Here is a 17674-nt window from a genome sequence, read left to right on the forward strand (position 1 = left end):
CGTCATAAGAGGTACTTATCCGCCCACGCAATTTAGGTCTTATCCACCACACCGCCCGTCTCTATAGGGTCGAAAGAAGACCCGCATACCGCGCATTCATTGGAGGAGACATGCCCGACTATCAGCCGGCCTCGCGGGTGACCCGCATCAAGGAATCGGCGAGCGTCCAGGCCGCGGCAGGCGTCCGCGAACTCAAGGCGGAGGGGCGCTCGATCATCGACCTCACCGTGGGCGAGCCGGACTTCGACACCCCCGAGCACGTGAAGCAGGCCGCCGTGGCCGCCATCGCCGCCGGCGAGACGAAGTACACCTCGGTCACCGGGACCCCCCAGCTGCGCTCGGCCATCCTCGACCACGTCGAGCGGCGCACCGGCATCCGGTACAGCCCCTCGGAAATCACCATCGCGGGCGGCGCGAAGCAGGTCATCTTCACCGCGCTCATGGCCTGGCTCGATGAGGGAGACGAGGTCATCGTCCCGGCGCCCTACTGGGTTTCCTACCCGGACATGGTGCTGGCCAATGAGGGCACCCCGGTGGTCGTCCCCTGTGGCGACGACGTGGGGTTCAAGCTCACCCCCGAGGCCCTGGCCGCCGCCATCGCCCCCGCCACCAAGTGGCTCATCCTCAACACACCCTCCAATCCGACCGGCGTCGTCTACTCCCGTTCCGAGCTCGAGGCGCTCGCCGCCGTCCTGGCCGAACATCCCCAGGTCTACGTCCTGACCGACGAGATCTACGACGAGATCCACTTCGGCGAGGGGCAGATCACGAGCCTCGTTGCCGCCGCCCCGCGGCTCCGCGACCGCGTGCTGCTGGTGAACGGGGTGTCGAAGGCGTACGCGATGACGGGCTGGCGGCTGGGCTATGCCGTGGGCCCCGCCCCGCTCGTTGCCTCGGTCAACAAGCTGCAGTCCCAGATCTCCTCCTGCCCCTCCTCGATCAGCCAGGCGGCCGCCGCCGCCGCACTCACCGGCGACCAGTCCTTCGTGGCCGAATGCGTCGAGGCCTACCGTGAGCGGCGCGATGCCGCCGTGGCCGGGCTGAACGCAGTCCCGGGCCTGTCGTGCCGAACTCCTGAGGGCGCCTTCTACGCCTACGTGAACTGCGCGGGCGCCGTCGGAAAGACGACGCCGGACGGCGCCACTATCGGCAATGACCAGGATTTCGTCCTGTACCTGCTCGACGCGGCGTCCGTGGCCGTCATCCCAGGCTCCGCTTACGGTCTGGGGCCGTATTTCCGCATCTCCTTTGCGACCTCCCTCGAAGTGATCAAGGCCGGCGTCGAAGCCATCGACAAAGCCGTTCGAGCACTCAGCTAATTCCACCCACGTCATTCACGAGAGAACCATGGAAAAGATGATCCACGTCAAGACCAGATTCGAGCGCCCGGACGCGGACGTCGTCGAACGCCTCGCCGCCTTCTCCTCGGCGACGATCCACGAGGCCCAGGGCCGCCGGGGTGCGCTCTGCTCACGCATCAAGCCGATCGACCGGTCCATGTCCTTCTGCGGACCCGCCGTCACGGTACGCTGCGCCCCGCGGGACAACCTCATGCTCCAGGTCGCGATCCACTACGCGCGCAGCGGGGACGTGGTGCTCGTGGGCGCCGGCGAATTCACCGAGGCCGGCACGTTCGGCGACGTCCTCGGCAACGCCATGAAGGCCAAGGGCATCGCCGCCATGGTCACCGACTCGGGCGTCCGCGACACCGCGGACCTGATCGAGCTCGGGCTGCCCGTCTTCTCCGGCAGCATCTCGATCAAGGGCACCGTGAAGGAAACGCTCGGCCCCATCAACCACCCCTTGGTGTTCGGTGACGAGGTCGTCTACCCGGGCGACATCCTGCGCGGGGACGCGGACGGCGTCGTCGTGGTGCGGCGCGAGGAGGCCGAAGAGGTCATCGCGCTGTCCCAGGCCCGAGTGGACGCGGAGAACGAGCTGATCAAGGCCTACCACGCGGGCGGCACCACCATCGAGCTGTGCCGGCTCACGGAGGTGCTCAAGGCCAAGGGACTCCTCGTCGAGGACTGACCCGACGAAGCCGGCTCAGTCAGCGTGAGAGGAGGGAGGCGCCCCGTCCGGGCGCCTCCCTCCTCTCACTGTGCCTCTTGTCGCTGGGCCTATGATCCCCCGGCCTCCTGGCCGCGGTGCGGCTAGAACACCAGATCGGGCATCCTGCGGTGGACCTCGACGAGCTGCCACTCCACGGCCGCTCCCGCGTGCGGCGGCATGACGCTTCCCTCGAACACGAAGACCGGATCGGCTGACGAGCCGAGGGGCTCCCACAGGCCGTTCACCGGGCAATGCACGCCCGTGGGGGCGATCGTCGGAATTGCCGGGTTCTTCGAATTCCAGCTGACCTTGCTGATCTTCTTCATTTCAGGCTTCCTTGCACTTCGGGAACAGAACCGCGGGATTGCGGATTCAGCTGCTGAAACCATCGTAGGAAATGTCGAGGAGCCTGAATAAGACCTAAGTCCGGTGCCACGATAAGCCGTGGCTATGGATGCGGGACCAACGTCTCGTCCCCGTCCATCCCGTACCGCGTGAGCAGCTGGGCCTTGATCATCTCGCGCAGGAGGATGAGCACGGCCGCGGCGGCCTCGGACATCGGCTCGTGGTCCGCCGTGCACAGTCCGAGCTTCACTTGGAGGGCCGGGTCGACGATCCGCAGCACCGCGAAGCCCTGGTCCGGGAAGAGCGCATCGGCGGCGGACCTCGGAAGGACGGTCGCACCGAGGTTCGCCTGGAGCAGCCGGTACAGGGAAGGGACCGACTCCACCTCGCCGGCGAGGCGCACGGCGACGCCCTGGTCCGCGCTGGCCTTGTCAACGAGCCTCCGGATAGTGTGGTTGTCCTCCGGAAGGAACAGCGGCAGCTGCAGGGCCTCCCGCAGGGTCACGCTTCCCTTGCCCTCCAGATCCGCGCCCGCCTCGGCATTCGCCACGAGGTACAGGTCCTCGACGATCATGGGGGTGAACCTGATGCCGCGGCGCTCGCGCGGCTCGTAGATCAGCGCCATGTCGAGCCTGCCGTTCTTGATGGCCTCGCTCAGCACGCCGCCGAAGATCTCGGTCAGATGTAGAGTGATGTCGGGGTACCGCTGCCCCACTTCCCGCACAATTCTGGGCGCGAGGCTGGACGCCATGCAGTAGGGCGCCATGGCAATCGACACCCGGCCCGCCGGGGCGTCGCCCGAGGTCGCCACGTCCTGCCTCGCCTCGTCGACGAGTCGGAGGATGGTCTGGGCATGCCGGTACAGCGCCGTGCCGGCCGCGGTCGGCTCGACGCCCTGCTTGCTCCGGATCAGGAGCCGCTGCTTGAGGTCCTTCTCGAGCGCGGAGATCTGCTGGCTCAGTGCGGGCTGGGCGACGTGCAGTGCCGAGGCGGCCCTCGTGATACTGCCCGCATCCACGATCCTCACGAAGTACTCGAGCTTCCGTGTATCCACGTGTCCTGCCTCCTAGCAGTTCTCTGTCCGAGCGTGCCTCCGGCGCCCGGCCCATGACAGAAGGCTATGTCGGCGCCGGGGACCTGTCGCCGCGCGGTTGCGGGCCCTAGGTCATAACGCAGGCCTATCCCGTGATACGCGATAGGTCTTTGCGCGCCGGTTTGCCGCGATGAGACGATCCCATAAGAACAGCACGGGGAGGTCGGAATCCTGAAATCCCTTCCCTTCCCGAAAGAGCAGTCCAAAACCGCGAAAAGAGCAGCACGTGAATCCCATGATCGATCTCGTGGCCGACCTCGGCGAAGGATTCGGCGCCTACCGGATCGGAAACGATACGGAGCTGCTGGATATCGTCTCCAGTGCGAATATCGCCTGCGGATTCCATGCTGGGGACCCGGACATCATGAACTCGACCGTCGCGGAATGCGTCCGCCGCGGCGTGGGCATCGGCGCCCACCCGAGCTTCCCGGACCTGCGCGGCTTCGGCCGGCGCGCTATGGACCTCAGCGAGGACGAAGTCCGCAACGACGTCCTCTACCAGCTCGGGGCCCTCTCGGCCTTCGCAGCAGCACACGGCCGCCGCGTGGCGCACCTCGCCCCCCACGGCCGCCTGGGGAACCTCGTCGCCGTGCGCCCGGACTATGCCTCGGCCGTCGCCGATGCGGCCTCGCGCTTCGACGAGGACCTCATCATCGTCGCCCAGGAGGGCGAACTGGCCCGCGCAGCGCGCGCCCGGGGGCTGCGGGTCGCCGTCGTCGGCATCGTCGACCGCGCCTACCAGGAGGACGGCACGCTCGTGCCGCGCGGCACGGACGGGGCCGTGCTGCATGATGCCCGGGACATCGTCGACCGCACCGTGCGCATAGTCTGCGAAGGGAAGGTCCGCACCGTCACCGGCGTCGACATCGACGTCGAGGCCGATACGGTCCTGCTGCACGGCGACAACGAGGGCGCCGTCGAGCTCGCGCGGCTCATCCGCTCCGAACTGACCTCCGCCGGCGTCAGCATCGCCCCGCTGGGCGAAGTGCTCGCCGCGAAGCACCCGGTGGCCTGACATGGGCGCGCTCGTCCCCTCCCCGGTGGAGGTCTTCGAATCAGGCGATGCGGCGCTGCGTGTCGTGGCCACCTCCGGCGACGTGGAGCGCGACTGGAGAACGGTGCACAGGCTCGCCGGATGGCTCGAGACGTGCGGCGCCGAAGGCCTCCACGGGGCGGTCCCCACCTATGACTCCGTCCTGGTGGAATTCGATGTGCTCGTCGTGTCTGCCGCCCAGATGCGGGCCTTCGTCGGGCTGGGAATGCGGCAGCTCGCGCTCTCTCCAGCCGGAGGGGCCCCTCGCACCTTCGACGTCCCCGTCGTGTACGGGGGAGACTACGGGCCGGACCTGGACGACGTCGCCTCGCAGCAGGGAATCACGGCCGACGAGGTCGTGCGCCTCCACTCCTCGAAGACGTACACCATCCGCTGCCTCGGCGCCCCGGCGGGGTCCCCCATGATGGACGGCCCCGACTTCCCCCACCCCGTGCCCCGCCTCAAGGACCCGCGCCTGAGCGTGCCCGCCGGAGCGGTCGCGGTCGCGGGGCGCCAGGCTGTCATCGCGCCCGCCGTGGCCCCGGGCGGATGGCGCGTCATCGGACAGACGCCCCTCACGCTGCTCGACGCCGGGCGGGACCCGCTCGTCCCCTACCGTCCGGGCGACACGATCCGCTTCCGGCCCGTCGCCGAACGCGACTTCGATGCGCTGGCCGGCACGCTCATGGAGGCTCAGCCATGAGCAGCGAGCTCCTCGTCCAGCAGCCCGGGAACTCGGTGGTCACCGACCTCGGAAGGTTCCGCGGCCCGCGCTTCGGGCTCCCCGTGAACGGCGCCCTCGACCAGTACTCGGCTCGGGCTGCGAACATCCTCGTAGGCAACGAGGACGACGCACCGCTCATCGAGCTCACTGCGCTGGACTTCAGGATGACGACGACGGCGGACCTCCTGATCTCGGTCACGGGCGCCTCCGCCGACCTGACCGTCGGCGGGCGCACGTACCCGCAGTGGGAACCTGTCTCTGTCGCGGCTGGCGAGACCGTCGCGGTGCGGGGCATCCACGGCGGCCTGCGCGCCTACCTTGCAGTCCACGGTTCCGTGGATGTGCCACGCCTTCTCGGAAGCTGCGCACCGGACAGCGTCGTCGGCTTCGGCGTGCGGCTCGCGAAGGGGACGGCCCTGAAGGTGCAGCGCCCCGTGGCGCCACTCCGGCAGCCGTACTTCGACCTGCCGCTCTTCCGCCTCGGCGTGGAGCGCCCCCGTGCGGGACGGGAGGTGCTCGTCGACGTCACCGACGGGCCCGACATCACTGAATTCGGTGCCTCGGCGGACCTGCTGTTCAGCTCCGAGTACACCGTGAGCCCGAGAAGCAACCACATCGGCCTGCGACTGGGCGGAAGGCTGCCGGAGAGGGTCTCCTCGGGCGAGGTGCTCTCGCGCGGGGTCCCCGTCGGCGCGATCGAGGTGCCCTCGCGCGAGGAACTCCTCGTGCTCCACCGAGGCCGCGGAGTGACGGCAGGCTACCCCGTGCTCGCCGTCGCCACGAGCCTCGGGCTCGACGTCCTGGCCCAGGCCCGGCCCGGCGACAGGGTCCGCTTCAGACCGACGACGGTGGCCGACGCAACGGCGGCCTACCGACGCTCCATGCTCCAGCTCGAAACTCTGCGGCACTGCGTCAACACCGTCTTCGGCCTCCTCGGCCTCCACGGTTCGGCCGGCTGGCAGGATCTGCCAACCGCCGCCTGTGGCTGACCAGTGCCATCCACCCAGAGCATCGCCACGCTCAAGTAGCTCCGCCGCCGGCCGTGCCCCGCCCGGGGCGCTGCCCCGTCCTTCCTAGGAGATTCCATGACCTTCGCCGACTACAAGACCGCCCTCGTCACCGGGGCCTCGACCGGCATGGGGGCAGCCATCACCGAGCTCCTCGCCAAGCGCGGCCTCGAGGTCCACGCGACGGCCCGCAACGCAGAGCGCCTCAAGGAACTCGCAGACCGCGCCGGCGCCCTCCCCCACGTCCTCGACCTCACCGACACCCCAGCGGTGGCCCGCGAACTCGGAGGCCTCGAGATCGATGTCCTCGTCAACTGCGCCGGCGTCTCACGGCCGGGCAACATCCTCGACTCCTCCGAGGAGGACCTCGACGAGATCATCGACGTGAACCTGCGCGGCCTGCTCCAGCTCACCCGCCTGCTCCTGCCCGGGATGGTCGAGCGCGACCGGGGCCACATCGTCAACATCAGCTCCATCGCCGGCGTCTACAACTTCTACGGGCACACCGCCTACCACGCGACCAAGGCCGCCGTGCACCAGATCTCCCGGCAGCTGCGCAACGACACCGTCGGCAAGCGGATCCGCGTCACCGAGATCTGCCCAGGACGGGTGGAGACCGAGATCTTCGGCCGGAACCTGGGCGGATCCCCCGAGGCCATGGAAGAGGCATGGAAGACGTACTACGAGGGCTACGAGTCCCTCACGACCGACGACATCGTCAACGCCATCGACTACGCCCTCGAGACCCCGCGCCACGTCAACATCGGCATGCTCGAGATCATGCCGACCTTCCAAGTCCCCGGCGGCCTCACCTTCGACCGCCACTGACCCCGCCACACCACCGCCGCCGCCGCCCCTCCCCACCGGGCGGCAGCCCCGCCGTCGACCGCCCGAGCACCGAGGATGGAAGAAGCGCCACCATGCGCGAAAGGACTGAGGCGCCCCGCCCCCGCAACGCGCCTGAGAGCGCGGGCAGGTACCGCTACCGAAACGGGCCCGCTCAACGGGGCCAGGGCCGCAGCAGCGCGCCGACTGAACGGCTCCTCCGGGCCCTCGCTGCCCACAAGCAGCGCCTCGGGCACGTCCGCGCACGCATCCGTGCGCTGACGGCGCAGAGGAACGTGTCGCTCGCTCAGGCTGTCGGGAGCGGCCTGCGGATCTCCGCCGCAGCCGACATCCTCGGCGAGAGCGTTCCGGGCATCCGCCGGATAGCCCTCGCCGTTGACGAGGCGCCGTCGGCCGTACGGTCGCGGGACGAGCACGTCCGCGCGCTCCAGACGGTGAGGACCGAGCTCGAAGCGGCGGCCTCGGCGAAGGAGGCCGTCGAACGCGAACTCCACCTCCTCGTCGCGCAGGCGTATGCCCTCGGGTTCACCGACGAGGCGCAGCTCGCGGCCCTGGCCGGCCTTCCCGCCGAGAGTGTCCGCCGCAGCCTGCGGTGCCGGCGGCGCGCAGAGTGATGACATGGCCTCGGGCGGTCCAGACCGTGCCCTCAGATTCAGGACAGGAAGAACCATGATCCACTCCGTGCTGCCCATCGTCGTGATGGGCGTCTCCGGCAGCGGCAAGAGTACCGTCGGCAGCCTTCTCGCCCACGCGGTCGGGGGCAGGTTCATCGACGGCGATGAGCTCCATCCCGAATCCAACGTGGCCAAGATGGCGGCCGGGACCGCGTTGACCGACCGCGATCGGGAGCCGTGGCTGCACGAGGTCGGCCAGCGCCTCCGTTCCTCGCAGGGGCCGCTGGTGATCGCGTGCAGTGCGCTCCGGCAGGCCTACCGCGACATCATCCGGGATGCCGCTCCGCGCACCCGCTTCGTGCATCTCCACGGCACGCGCGATCTGCTGGCCGAGCGCATGTCGGCACGCCCCGGCCATTTCATGCCGCGTTCCCTCCTCGAGTCCCAGATTGAGACCCTTGAGCCCTTGGGGCCCGACGAACTCGGCATCGTGCTCGACATCGCCGAAGCGCCCACGGTCCTGGCAGCAGAAGCCTCGAGGTGGGTGTCTGCGGACATCACAGCGCCGCGCTCCGCATAACCTGCCGACCTCCAGCAGAAAGTGAGATCTTGATGAGCACCTCCCCTTTCGACCTGACCGGCGCCCTCGCGCTGGTCACCGGCTCGAGCCGCGGCATCGGCAATGCGCTCGCCGCGGGGCTCGCCCAGGCCGGAGCCACAGTGGTCCTGCACGGCCGGGACCCCGATGCGCTGGAGGCCCAGAGGGAGGACTTCGCGGGCCGTTACGGAGAGGAGAGGGTCTGGGCAGTCCCCTTCGACATCACGGACGAGTCCTCGGTCGTGGACGCCATGGACTCGATCGAATCCCGCATCGGGCCTCTGGACATCCTCGTGAACAACGCCGGCGTCCAGCACCGCGTCCCGCTCGTCGACCTCGCCCTCGAGGACTGGAACCGCGTGCTGGCGACCAATCTGACCGCGGCGTTCCTCGTGGGCCGCGAGGCCGCCAGGCACATGGTGCAGCGCGGCCGCGGCAAGATCGTCAACATCGGCTCCGTCCAGTGCGATCTCGCCCGGCCCACCATCGGCGCCTACACCGCCGCCAAGGGAGGCCTGCGCAACCTGACTCGGGCGATGGCCGCCGAATGGGCCCCGCACGGTCTCCAGGTCAATGCGGTCGCCCCGGGCTACATCCACACCGAGATGACGCAACCGCTCGTCGATGACGAGGCGTTCAACGCCTGGATCTGCGGAAGGACCCCCGCCGCCCGATGGGGGACTGTCGAGGACCTCACCGGCCCCGTCACCTGGCTCGCCTCCCCCGCCTCCGCCTTCGTCAACGGCCAGACGATCTTCGTCGACGGCGGCATGACGGCTGTGGTCTGAGCCCATCGCGGACCCCACCAGAAGACACCCACGACCAGCCACCCAAGAACGAGGCCACCTATGCAGATTGTCCGCACCGTCTCCTTCCCCGACCAGGAGCTCCTGGCCGACCTCTCCCCCCTCCCTCCCCAGCTCGAAGGGGTTGTCTGGGACATGCGCTCCGCGCCGGCGTCCGGCAGCCTCGACGATGTCGAGGCCGTCATCCTCCCCTACCTGAACGCGGGCGAGGTGCTCCCCGAGCTCGCCAAGGTCCCACGGCTGAAGTTCGTCCAGTCGCAGTCCACGGGGTTCGACGGCATCCGTGAGGCTGCCGGACCCGCCGCGGGGGTCGCGAATGCCTCCGGCGTCCACGCCGCAGCGACCGCGGAGCTCGCCGTCGGGCTCGTCCTGGCCAAGCTCCGCGGGATCGACGACGCCGTCCGCGCCCAGCAGGAGCGGATCTGGCGGCCCGGCCGCCGTTCGTCCCTCGCAGATCGGCGCGTCCTCCTCATCGGGGTGGGCGGCATCGGGACCGAAATCGCCCGGAGGCTCGAGCCCTTCGAGGTGGAACTGACCCGGGTCGGCAGCGCGCCCCGGAAGGACGCCCTGGGGAACGTGCACGGCATCGCGGAACTTCCCTCGCTGGCGCCGCACCACGATGTCGTCATCACCGTCACCCCGCTCACCGAGGCCACCCGGCACCTCATCGACGCCACCGTCCTGGCAGCCCTGCCGGACGGAGCCCTCGTAGTGAACGTCGGCCGCGGGCCGGTCGTGGACACCGACGCGCTCACGGCCGAGGTCCTCTCGGGCCGGCTGCACTGCGCCCTCGACGTGGTCGACCCCGAACCGCTGCCCGGTGACCACCCTCTCTGGGGTGCACCGAACGCCCTCATCACACCGCATGTGGGCGGGAACGCCTCTGCCTTCGAACCGCGCATCCGCCGGCTCCTCTCGAGCCAGCTCGCGGCCCTGGCCGAAGGGAGGACCCCCGCCAACCTCGTCCAGCAGGGCCCCTTCTGACCAGTGGCCCCATTCACGTCCGATTCCCGACGCGAACGCTTCTGTCAACGATCCTTGCACTACATTCTTTGGCAGGGGAATTCCTATGAACAGTTGGAATTCCCAGTTCCCGAGGATGCGCCTATCGTTGGGCTACCAGCTCAAGAAGAATATATGCACCCCATTTCTATGAGAGCGCGCGCCATGTCCTCATCGCACATACTGCGAGCCGACGTTCACATCCTCAGCGGGGACCGCAGCCTGGGGCATATGGGTCTTGGAAATCATGACTGCTCGCACCGGCCTCTGCTGGAAAGGCGGTTCAGGCTCCTCGGGGGCAGCTGGGCGGACCACCGCTCCGCAGGGGCGTCCTCGCCCACGGAGGCGAGCCAGAAGCCTCAGCGGCCACCATGGCCGTCCACACGGTGTCGGTGAATCCAGTGTCGAGCAATACCCAGTGAGGAGAAGATCATAACCGTATCGTATGCAGGGATATGGATTAGGTCTTGGAGTGACGGGGGTCTCATCATCTAATGTGGAGTCAGCCGCTTTAGCGCGGTATTTCAAGTGCACTTCAGCCTGAATCCGTTCGAGCTCGGAGAAAGAGCAGCTTACGTATGAGGAGTCTCCCGCAAAATGGCATCGCATAGTGTGCCATTCTCGCTGCTTCGGCACTCCTCGAGTTCTCTTTCCGCAGCCCGTGTGTGCCGGTAGGCCGCTGTTCACCCATCGCCAATGGAGACGAAATGACTGAAACCATACTTCCCAGGAAGACCCCGGTCAGAGCGGCGGTCGCGGCCTGGATCGGCACGACGCTCGAGTACTACGACTTCGCGGTGTACGGCACCTCGTCGGCGTTGGTCCTGAACGTCCTGTTCTTCTCGCCGCAGCTGCCCACGGGCATCAGCGTGCTGCTGTCCCTCATCACCTTCGCGGTCGGCTACGCGGTGCGCCCTCTCGGCTCCCTCATCCTGGGCCCGATGGGCGACCGCTTCGGCCGCAAATTCGTCATGATGCTCACTCTGTTCGGCATCGGCGGCTGCACCTTCCTGGTCGGCTGTCTGCCGACGTTCGCCCAGATCGGTTCGCTTGCTCCGATCCTGCTCGTGGCGATCCGTGTCGTCCAGGGACTGTGCCTCTCCGGGGAGCAGCCGAGCGCGATCACGATGAGCCTGGAGCACTCTTCCGAGCGCCGTCGCGGGTTCATCACGAGCTTCACGACCCTGGGCTCCGCCACCGGGACGCTGCTCACGCTGCTGTTCTTCATCCCGATCGCCGCGATGCCCTCGGCCCAGCTGCTGTCCTGGGGCTGGCGGGTTCCGTTCTGGTTCTCCGCCGTCGTGGTGGTCGTCGCCTACCTGATCCGCCGCCACGTCCAGGAGCCGCCGGAGTTCATCGAGGCCAGGGCCACGAAGGTGAACGTCGCCCCGCTCAGGCACGTCCTGCGCTTCCACTGGCGAGCCGTGGTCCGGATCGTCTTCTGCGCACTCATCGCCGGCACCAGCTACATGATGCAGACGTTCTCGGTGGCGTTCGGAACTTCCGGGTACAAGCTGGACAAGCCGACCATGCTTCTGACGACGACGGTCTCTGCCGTGATCGCCCTGGCCATCACCCCCGTGGCAGGGTTCCTGGTGGACAAGATTGGCCGCAAGACGATGTTCCTCATCGGAACGGTCGGGGTCGGCATCACGATGGCGCCCTACCTCTGGTCGATCACGACCGGCAACTGGGCCCTGATCTTCCTGTTCGGCATCATCAACTACTCGTTCTTCTACTCGATGGTGAACGCGTCCTGGCCCTCGTTCTTCGCGGAGATGTTCCCCGGCCGGCTGCGCGTCTCCGGGCTCGCCCTTGGAACCCAGATCGGCTTCGCCCTCTCGGGTGTCATCGGCCCGGTACTCGCGACGGCACTCGCGGGCGCCAACCTCAAGGATTGGGTCGGGCCGTCCATGGTCGCGATCGGGTTCATGGTCTTCGCGGGGGTGGCGGCCCTCACCGCCAAGGAGACCGGAAAGTACACGCTGAAGGAGCTCGACGAGGTGCAGCAGAGCGAACGGGAGAAGGACGTCATCACCGCCGCCATCGACCTCCCGAACCCGACCCCACGACGCCTCGCCGCCAAGCCCGGCCTCGAGTGACAGCCTGCCACCCAGGCTTGGGAAGGGCCTGAACTGAGTCCAACCCCACAGACCGTCAGCAGGGTCGACGTCGGCGTCTCGAGCCGGCGTCGACCCTGCGGGTCTCCCAGACGCTCTCTGCAGGGCGACGCCCAACCTGATTCCACCACTGACCACACCACCCCGCACGGCCGTGCCGTTAGCGTCCTGCCCCGTCCTTCCTAGGAGATTCCATGACCTTCGCCGACTACAAGACCGCCCTCGTCACCGGGGCCTCGACCGGCATGGGGGCAGCCATCACCGAGCTCCTCGCCAAGCGCGGCCTCGAGGTCCACGCGACGGCCCGCAACGCAGAGCGCCTCAAGGAACTCGCAGACCGCGCCGGCGCCCTCCCCCACGTCCTCGACCTCACCGACACCCCAGCGGTGGCCCGCGAACTCGGAGGCCTCGAGATCGATGTCCTCGTCAACTGCGCCGGCGTCTCACGGCCGGGCAACATCCTCGACTCCTCCGAGGAGGACCTCGACGAGATCATCGACGTGAACCTGCGCGGCCTGCTCCAGCTCACCCGCCTGCTCCTGCCCGGGATGGTCGAGCGCGACCGGGGCCACATCGTCAACATCAGCTCCATCGCCGGCGTCTACAACTTCTACGGGCACACCGCCTACCACGCGACCAAGGCCGCCGTGCACCAGATCTCCCGGCAGCTGCGCAACGACACCGTCGGCAAGCGGATCCGCGTCACCGAGATCTGCCCAGGACGGGTGGAGACCGAGATCTTCGGCCGGAACCTGGGCGGATCCCCCGAGGCCATGGAAGAGGCATGGAAGACGTACTACGAGGGCTACGAGTCCCTCACGACCGACGACATCGTCAACGCCATCGACTACGCCCTCGAGACCCCGCGCCACGTCAACATCGGCATGCTCGAGATCATGCCGACCTTCCAAGTCCCCGGCGGCCTCACCTTCGACCGCCACTGACCCCGCCACACCACCGCCGCCGCCGCCCCTCCCCACCGGGCGGCAGCCCCGCCGTCGACCGCCCGAGCACCGAGGATGGAAGAAGCGCCACCATGCGTTGCACACCTCCTCGAGCCGTTCCTCGGATGTTTCGCCGCTCTTCATAGAGTCCAATGGGCGCGCTGAGCCGTGTCCCACCGCCCTCTCCTTCAGATGTTCCGGACACACGGTTCTGACGTTCTGGACAAGAACGACACACGTCAGGATCGTCATCGGCTAGGTGTCTTAGTCCGGGTGCCCTTCTGCTCTAGCGGCCCGTTGCGAGGCCGCTGGAGACTCGTCAGAAGGATTGGATCCCTCGAGGGAAGGAGGGATGATGGCACCCGCTCACGGGCACTCCCGGCCGTCACCCGCGGTGGGTCCCGGCTCCACCCTTCCGCTTGTGCACGGGCTGGGGCCCGCAACCGTCGCATCCGCTGTAGCCGCAGCAGCCGTGGTCCTGGCCTCGGCAATGGGGCTGGCGGCCGGGTCGGACAGGTACCTCCAATCACAGTCCGTCCTGGTCTCCCAGGGCGCGGACGCAGCGAACCTCATCGCCGTCCTGCTCGTGCTGGTTGCCCTCTGGCTCGCGCACCGTGGGTCGATCAATGCGCTTCTGTTGTGGCCCGGGGCCCTCTTCTACATGACCTACGCAGACGTCCCCTACCTCATCGGCGCTCCCTTCACGCCACTGCTGTTCGTCGACGTCGTAGCATTCCTAGCGGCCGCCTACGCCCTGGCATCGCTCGCCACGGGGACGGACGGGACCGTCCTCGCCGAGCGGTTCGCCCACGCACCGGCGAAGGCGGTCGGCACCATTCTGACGGTGATCGGCGTGCTCGCATACGCCGGCCTCGTGTCCACCGCCATCGGCGCATTTGGCAACAGCGCGACAGAGGAAGCGTGGCGCGGGCACTGGGTTGCCGACTGGATCCTCGGCGCCCCTGTTCTGATCATGGGCGGGGTGCTGCTGTGGGCCAAGCGCCCCTTCGGCTACACCGCCGCTCCCGGCCTGCTGCTGGTGTCCGCACTCGGCGGAGTGATCTTCGCCGTCGCTGCCGTCGCCGACAACCTCTTCGAAGGAATACGCACAGACCCCGCCGTGGTCGTCGTGCACCTGATCATTGGCGCGGCCAGCGCCGCCGTGATGATCTGGTTCCTTATAGCGCCCACTCGAGCAGAGAGAGGGCAAAGGCTCCGCCTGCGCCCCGGCGCTGCATCCGGAGCGGCTTGAACAAGACTTCCTACGGCGGTTCGAGCCGATTGCATTGGACGGCAAAGGCCTCCACCCCGATCATGAGGAAAGATTCGGCCGCGCACGCACCGAAGCTCGAGTCGGCGACGCCGCCTTCTCGAACGACATCAGCGACACCATCCCACTGATCCGCCTCAAGGTCAGTGTGAACCCGCTCGAGTTCAGATCCCGCGGACCGCTCGGCTCGTTCATCCGCCCGCGGACTTGGGGCACGAGGACGTGAAGACTGCCTGCCCCGCCATGAGTTGGCTGTAGAGCTCGCGCTCGCCGCGGTCTGAACAGCGCTTGGTCGGTGAGCGTCCCCGCTGTCGGAGGGCCGACATAGCATCGGGGCCACGGACTCTTCCCCCCTTCCCCTGTCCTGCTCGTACGTCGTCACCCACTGCCCCGTGGGCCACGACCCGGAGGGCGTCGTGGCCCACGGGGCGCCCCAGGACCCACTCCGGACGCGGAGGCCGCGGCCCCGCGGGCGCAGTCCGCGGGGCCGCGCACGAGCCGGAGGGCCGCGCGCCGGCCTCCCGGTGAGAAGGCAGCCCACAGGAAGGCGGAGTTGGCCGCGGACATGACCGCCATCGCTCCGGCTCCGACCAGGCCTTCCGGCCAGGGCAGCGCGGCGCCCGGAAACGAGGCGAGGAGGCGCGCGAGGGTGGCGACCGACTGGGCTGCCGCGCCGCCGATCGCCGTGCACACGAGCGTGAGGGGCGGGCACCAGGTACACGTGGCCAGGGCCAGCGTCCCGGCCACGGTCACGATCGGGACGAAGGGCGACACGGCGATGTTGGCAGCGAGGGACAGGGTCAGGAACGCGGGCTGGATGAGCACGATGAGCGGCCCGCACATCAGCTGGGCTGACAGGGGCACGGCGACGACCACGGCGAGCCACGCGGGCATGCGCGCCGCGAGCATGCTGGTGAGGGGCGCACCGAACAGCGCGATCCCGAGGGTGGCAGAGACCGAGAGCAGGAAGCCCATGCTCAGGGCGAGGTCCGGTTGGAGCAGGACGAGGACGAGGATGGCCCCGGACAGCGCGGAGCAGCTCCTCCCGGCCCTGCCACTGATGAGGGCCACGAGGCCGACGGCGCCCATGGCGGCCGCCCGCAGGACGCTCGGCTCGGGCCCGACCACGAACGAGAAGGCCGCGAGGACCAGACAGCTGGAGCACGACGCCACCGCCCGCGGTGCACGGACGGCGCGCAGGGCCAGGAGCACACTGGCCGACAGAAGAGTGAAGTTCGCTCCGCTCACCGCGGTGAGGTGGCCCAGCCCCACCTGGCGCATGGCGTCCCCGAGCTCCTGCGGCAGGTCCGCCGTGTCCCCGACGGCCATGCCGGGCAGGAGGCCCGCGGCGTCCTGCCAGAGCCACGCGCTCGAGGCACGCAGTGCACCCTTGACGCCCCCCACCAGCAGGCCAGCGGGATTGCCACCGACGACGCGCGGGCGGGACGAGGCACTCAGCAGGGGCGGGCGTCCCGGCTGCGCTGCGGGGACGACTCGGCCAGCCACCTCGACGGTCGTGCCCGGGCGGAGTCGGCCGACCTCGTTGCCGCCGACGAGGCGGACCGCGGAGGATGCCGCGAAGCTGCGCCCGGCGTCGGTGGCGCGCAGGATTCTCCCCTCCGCGGTGAAGCGCGGCTCCGCCCCGAACCTGCTCGGACTCCGCAGCGGGGTCGGTGAGGCCACGACCTCGACGGTCGCCACCGTGCTGCCGCCGTGGGCCAGCAGCTCGCCCACGGGTCCCGCGCGCTCTGCTGCCCCGTGGCCGGCGGCCGCGGCGAGGCCCGCGGCGGCCGCCAGGCAGGCGCAGGCGGCGAGGACAGCGACCCCTGCCGGGCCGGCCTGGGTCGGGCCGGCGCCACGGTGCGGGCCTGAACCACGCCCTGCCAGGTGCACCCTGCGCAGGCCGAGCGCCAGGGTCGCCGCCGCGGCGGCCCCGGCCAGGCAGCACGCGAGGAGGACCGTCAGGAGACCCGGTGCCACTGCGAACGGGCCCACCGCGGCCCCGAGCCACGCCGCCGCGCCCAGCGGGACGAGCCTGAGGTCCCTCCAGCGGCCGGCGGCCGCCACGGGCGGGGCCGGATCCGCGCTCCACCAGTCAGAGGCGAGCGCCCGGAGGCGCCCCGCCCGGGCGTCGGGTCCTGCTGGCCGCTCCCGTGCCGGTCCCTCGACGGCGGCAGCGCGGTAGCGGTCCCAGGCGCCGCGGCGGGAGCTCATCCGACCGTCACCAGCGGGAGCAGGGATTCGAGCATCTTCGGTCCGATCCCGCTCACCGCGTCGAGGTCCTCAGGGGCCGTGAAGCGGCCGTGTGCCGTGCGGTAGTCGACGATGCGCTGGGCGAGGACCGGGCCGACGCGGGGAAGCGCTCCGAGGTCCTCGGCCGTCGCGGTGTTGAGGTCCACCTTGCCTGCCGGGCCGGAACCGCCGGCCGCGGCGCCACCAGCCTGGCGCGGTGCCGCGGGGGTGCCGCCGCCGGCCTGCGCGTCCTCGGGGTCGCCGCGGAGGGGAACCTTGAGGCGCGTTCCGTCCTCCACCGGCGCAGCGAGATTGAGCCGGTCCAGGTCGGCCCCCGGCTTCGCGCCACCGGCCGCGGCAATGGCCTCGTGGACGCGCGCCCCCGGGGCGAGGCGGTAGACGCCCGGGGCAAGGACGGCGCCCGCGACGTGCACCGTCGGGCCATCCTTTGCCGCCGGCGCCGGAGATCCCGACGGCGCCTGGGGGCCTGGAGCCCGCGGGTCCGCGCTCCCTGTGCGCGGGGGCGGCGCGTCTACCGGGACGGCGGCGGGCGCGGCCCCGTGGGCGATCCCCCACCAGCTGGCGCACGCTGCGGCGAGGAGCAGTGTCAGCACCGCGCCGAGCCGCACCGAGACGGCCAGCCTCGGACGGTCCTCCCGCCCCCGGGTCGGGGCATCGGCAGCCTGTCCGCGGGCACTCCCGTGGGTGCCGCCCGGATCTCCCGGCTCGGCTCCTGCTGCAGGATCGGCCGCTGCAGGGTCCGCCGCCGGGTCCGCAGGCTCGGCGGAGGCGGCCGCGTCGTCGGAGGCCCCCAGGTCGAGGAGGCCGGGCGGGGCGTCGTCCGGCGGGAAGAGCGCGTCCCAGCGGTGGGCAGCCGCCCGCCGCCTGCTGGTTCCCCTCCCCCATCCGCGCACGGTCTCCACGCTGCCACCGGCCGTGGCCAGCCCGCGGTGGCGGACCCGCTATGTGCACGACTCACGGAGGGCGA

General features: G+C 69.6%; 17 protein-coding genes. 13 read left to right on the top strand and 4 right to left on the bottom strand.

Annotated elements, in window-relative coordinates; translation table 11 throughout:
- Positions 1-110: 110 nt before the first annotated feature.
- Both ACVWWH_RS08120 and ACVWWH_RS08125 read left to right on the top strand, forming a co-directional pair.
- Positions 111-1319 carry an aspartate transaminase gene (locus tag ACVWWH_RS08120; protein ID WP_457316212.1) on the top strand — a complete coding sequence of 403 codons (1209 nt, stop codon included), beginning with the start codon at positions 111-113 and terminating at the stop codon, positions 1317-1319.
- Between the two features lie 28 nt (positions 1320-1347).
- Positions 1348-2031: a 4-carboxy-4-hydroxy-2-oxoadipate aldolase/oxaloacetate decarboxylase gene (locus ACVWWH_RS08125; protein WP_457316213.1), complete on the top strand. Its 684-nt coding sequence runs from the start codon at positions 1348-1350 to the stop codon at positions 2029-2031.
- Between the two features lie 122 nt (positions 2032-2153).
- Here ACVWWH_RS08125 and ACVWWH_RS08130 read toward each other — a convergent pair whose 3' ends face one another.
- Positions 2154-2378: a hypothetical protein gene (locus ACVWWH_RS08130; RefSeq protein WP_457316214.1), complete on the bottom strand. Its 225-nt coding sequence runs from the start codon at positions 2376-2378 to the stop codon at positions 2154-2156.
- Positions 2379-2500: 122 nt separating this feature from the next.
- Entirely contained in the window at positions 2501-3451 is a 951-nt protein-coding gene (locus ACVWWH_RS08135) for a LysR substrate-binding domain-containing protein (protein WP_457316215.1), read from the bottom strand.
- 265 nt (positions 3452-3716) lie between these two features.
- On the opposite strand from ACVWWH_RS08135, the gene ACVWWH_RS08140 reads away from it, so the two are divergent.
- From ACVWWH_RS08140 to ACVWWH_RS08190, 11 genes are all read left to right on the top strand, one after another.
- Entirely contained in the window at positions 3717-4505 is a 789-nt protein-coding gene (locus ACVWWH_RS08140) for a LamB/YcsF family protein (protein WP_457316216.1), read from the top strand.
- A 1-nt stretch (position 4506) separates the two neighbouring features.
- On the top strand, positions 4507-5226 hold the full coding sequence (locus ACVWWH_RS08145; RefSeq protein ID WP_457316217.1) for a 5-oxoprolinase subunit B family protein: 720 nt from the start codon (positions 4507-4509) through the stop codon (positions 5224-5226).
- Entirely contained in the window at positions 5223-6236 is a 1014-nt protein-coding gene (locus tag ACVWWH_RS08150) for a 5-oxoprolinase subunit C family protein (RefSeq protein WP_457316218.1), read from the top strand. Before ACVWWH_RS08145 ends, ACVWWH_RS08150 begins: the two co-directional genes overlap by 4 nt.
- 96 nt (positions 6237-6332) lie before the next feature.
- Positions 6333-7082, top strand: coding sequence for an SDR family oxidoreductase (locus tag ACVWWH_RS08155; protein ID WP_457316219.1), 750 nt, complete (start codon positions 6333-6335; stop codon positions 7080-7082).
- 293 nt (positions 7083-7375) lie between these two features.
- Positions 7376-7714 (top strand): hypothetical protein, encoded by a 339-nt coding sequence (locus tag ACVWWH_RS08160; protein WP_457316220.1) that lies wholly within the window; start codon positions 7376-7378, stop codon positions 7712-7714.
- 55 nt (positions 7715-7769) lie between these two features.
- The gene (locus ACVWWH_RS08165; protein WP_457316221.1) at positions 7770-8294 is read left to right on the top strand and encodes a gluconokinase; all 525 of its coding nucleotides are present in this window, start codon (positions 7770-7772) and stop codon (positions 8292-8294) included.
- A 32-nt stretch (positions 8295-8326) separates the two neighbouring features.
- Positions 8327-9100 carry an SDR family oxidoreductase gene (locus ACVWWH_RS08170; RefSeq protein ID WP_457316222.1) on the top strand — a complete coding sequence of 258 codons (774 nt, stop codon included), beginning with the start codon at positions 8327-8329 and terminating at the stop codon, positions 9098-9100.
- Between the two features lie 60 nt (positions 9101-9160).
- On the top strand, positions 9161-10102 hold the full coding sequence (locus ACVWWH_RS08175) for a 2-hydroxyacid dehydrogenase (protein ID WP_457316223.1): 942 nt from the start codon (positions 9161-9163) through the stop codon (positions 10100-10102).
- A 725-nt stretch (positions 10103-10827) separates the two neighbouring features.
- Positions 10828-12222, top strand: coding sequence for an MFS transporter (locus tag ACVWWH_RS08180; RefSeq protein ID WP_457316224.1), 1395 nt, complete (start codon positions 10828-10830; stop codon positions 12220-12222).
- 212 nt (positions 12223-12434) lie between these two features.
- Entirely contained in the window at positions 12435-13184 is a 750-nt protein-coding gene (locus tag ACVWWH_RS08185; protein WP_457316219.1) for an SDR family oxidoreductase, read from the top strand.
- A gap of 355 nt (positions 13185-13539) precedes the next feature.
- Positions 13540-14436 carry a hypothetical protein gene (locus ACVWWH_RS08190; protein WP_457316225.1) on the top strand — a complete coding sequence of 299 codons (897 nt, stop codon included), beginning with the start codon at positions 13540-13542 and terminating at the stop codon, positions 14434-14436.
- 396 nt (positions 14437-14832) lie between these two features.
- Here the strand turns inward: ACVWWH_RS08190 and ACVWWH_RS08195 are convergent, their stop codons facing one another.
- Positions 14833-16668 carry a ComEC/Rec2 family competence protein gene (locus ACVWWH_RS08195; protein WP_457316226.1) on the bottom strand — a complete coding sequence of 612 codons (1836 nt, stop codon included), beginning with the start codon at positions 16666-16668 and terminating at the stop codon, positions 14833-14835.
- Positions 16665-17600, bottom strand: coding sequence for a ComEA family DNA-binding protein (locus ACVWWH_RS08200; RefSeq protein ID WP_457316227.1), 936 nt, complete (start codon positions 17598-17600; stop codon positions 16665-16667). The genes ACVWWH_RS08195 and ACVWWH_RS08200 overlap by 4 nt, the downstream gene beginning before the upstream one ends.
- Positions 17601-17674: the final 74 nt, after the last annotated feature.

It is taken from the genome of Sinomonas sp. RB5 (genome assembly GCF_054063535.1).

Coding starts and splice junctions, on each gene's coding strand:
- ACVWWH_RS08120 (WP_457316212.1), top strand. CDS start 111: ATGCCCGACTATCAGCCGGCCTCGCGGGTGACCCGCATCAAGGAATCG.
- ACVWWH_RS08125 (WP_457316213.1), top strand. CDS start 1,348: ATGGAAAAGATGATCCACGTCAAGACCAGATTCGAGCGCCCGGACGCG.
- ACVWWH_RS08130 (WP_457316214.1), bottom strand. CDS start 2,378: ATGAAGAAGATCAGCAAGGTCAGCTGGAATTCGAAGAACCCGGCAATT.
- ACVWWH_RS08145 (WP_457316217.1), top strand. CDS start 4,507: ATGGGCGCGCTCGTCCCCTCCCCGGTGGAGGTCTTCGAATCAGGCGAT.
- ACVWWH_RS08150 (WP_457316218.1), top strand. CDS start 5,223: ATGAGCAGCGAGCTCCTCGTCCAGCAGCCCGGGAACTCGGTGGTCACC.
- ACVWWH_RS08155 (WP_457316219.1), top strand. CDS start 6,333: ATGACCTTCGCCGACTACAAGACCGCCCTCGTCACCGGGGCCTCGACC.
- ACVWWH_RS08165 (WP_457316221.1), top strand. CDS start 7,770: ATGATCCACTCCGTGCTGCCCATCGTCGTGATGGGCGTCTCCGGCAGC.
- ACVWWH_RS08170 (WP_457316222.1), top strand. CDS start 8,327: ATGAGCACCTCCCCTTTCGACCTGACCGGCGCCCTCGCGCTGGTCACC.
- ACVWWH_RS08175 (WP_457316223.1), top strand. CDS start 9,161: ATGCAGATTGTCCGCACCGTCTCCTTCCCCGACCAGGAGCTCCTGGCC.
- ACVWWH_RS08180 (WP_457316224.1), top strand. CDS start 10,828: ATGACTGAAACCATACTTCCCAGGAAGACCCCGGTCAGAGCGGCGGTC.
- ACVWWH_RS08185 (WP_457316219.1), top strand. CDS start 12,435: ATGACCTTCGCCGACTACAAGACCGCCCTCGTCACCGGGGCCTCGACC.
- ACVWWH_RS08190 (WP_457316225.1), top strand. CDS start 13,540: ATGGCACCCGCTCACGGGCACTCCCGGCCGTCACCCGCGGTGGGTCCC.
- ACVWWH_RS08195 (WP_457316226.1), bottom strand. CDS start 16,668: ATGAGCTCCCGCCGCGGCGCCTGGGACCGCTACCGCGCTGCCGCCGTC.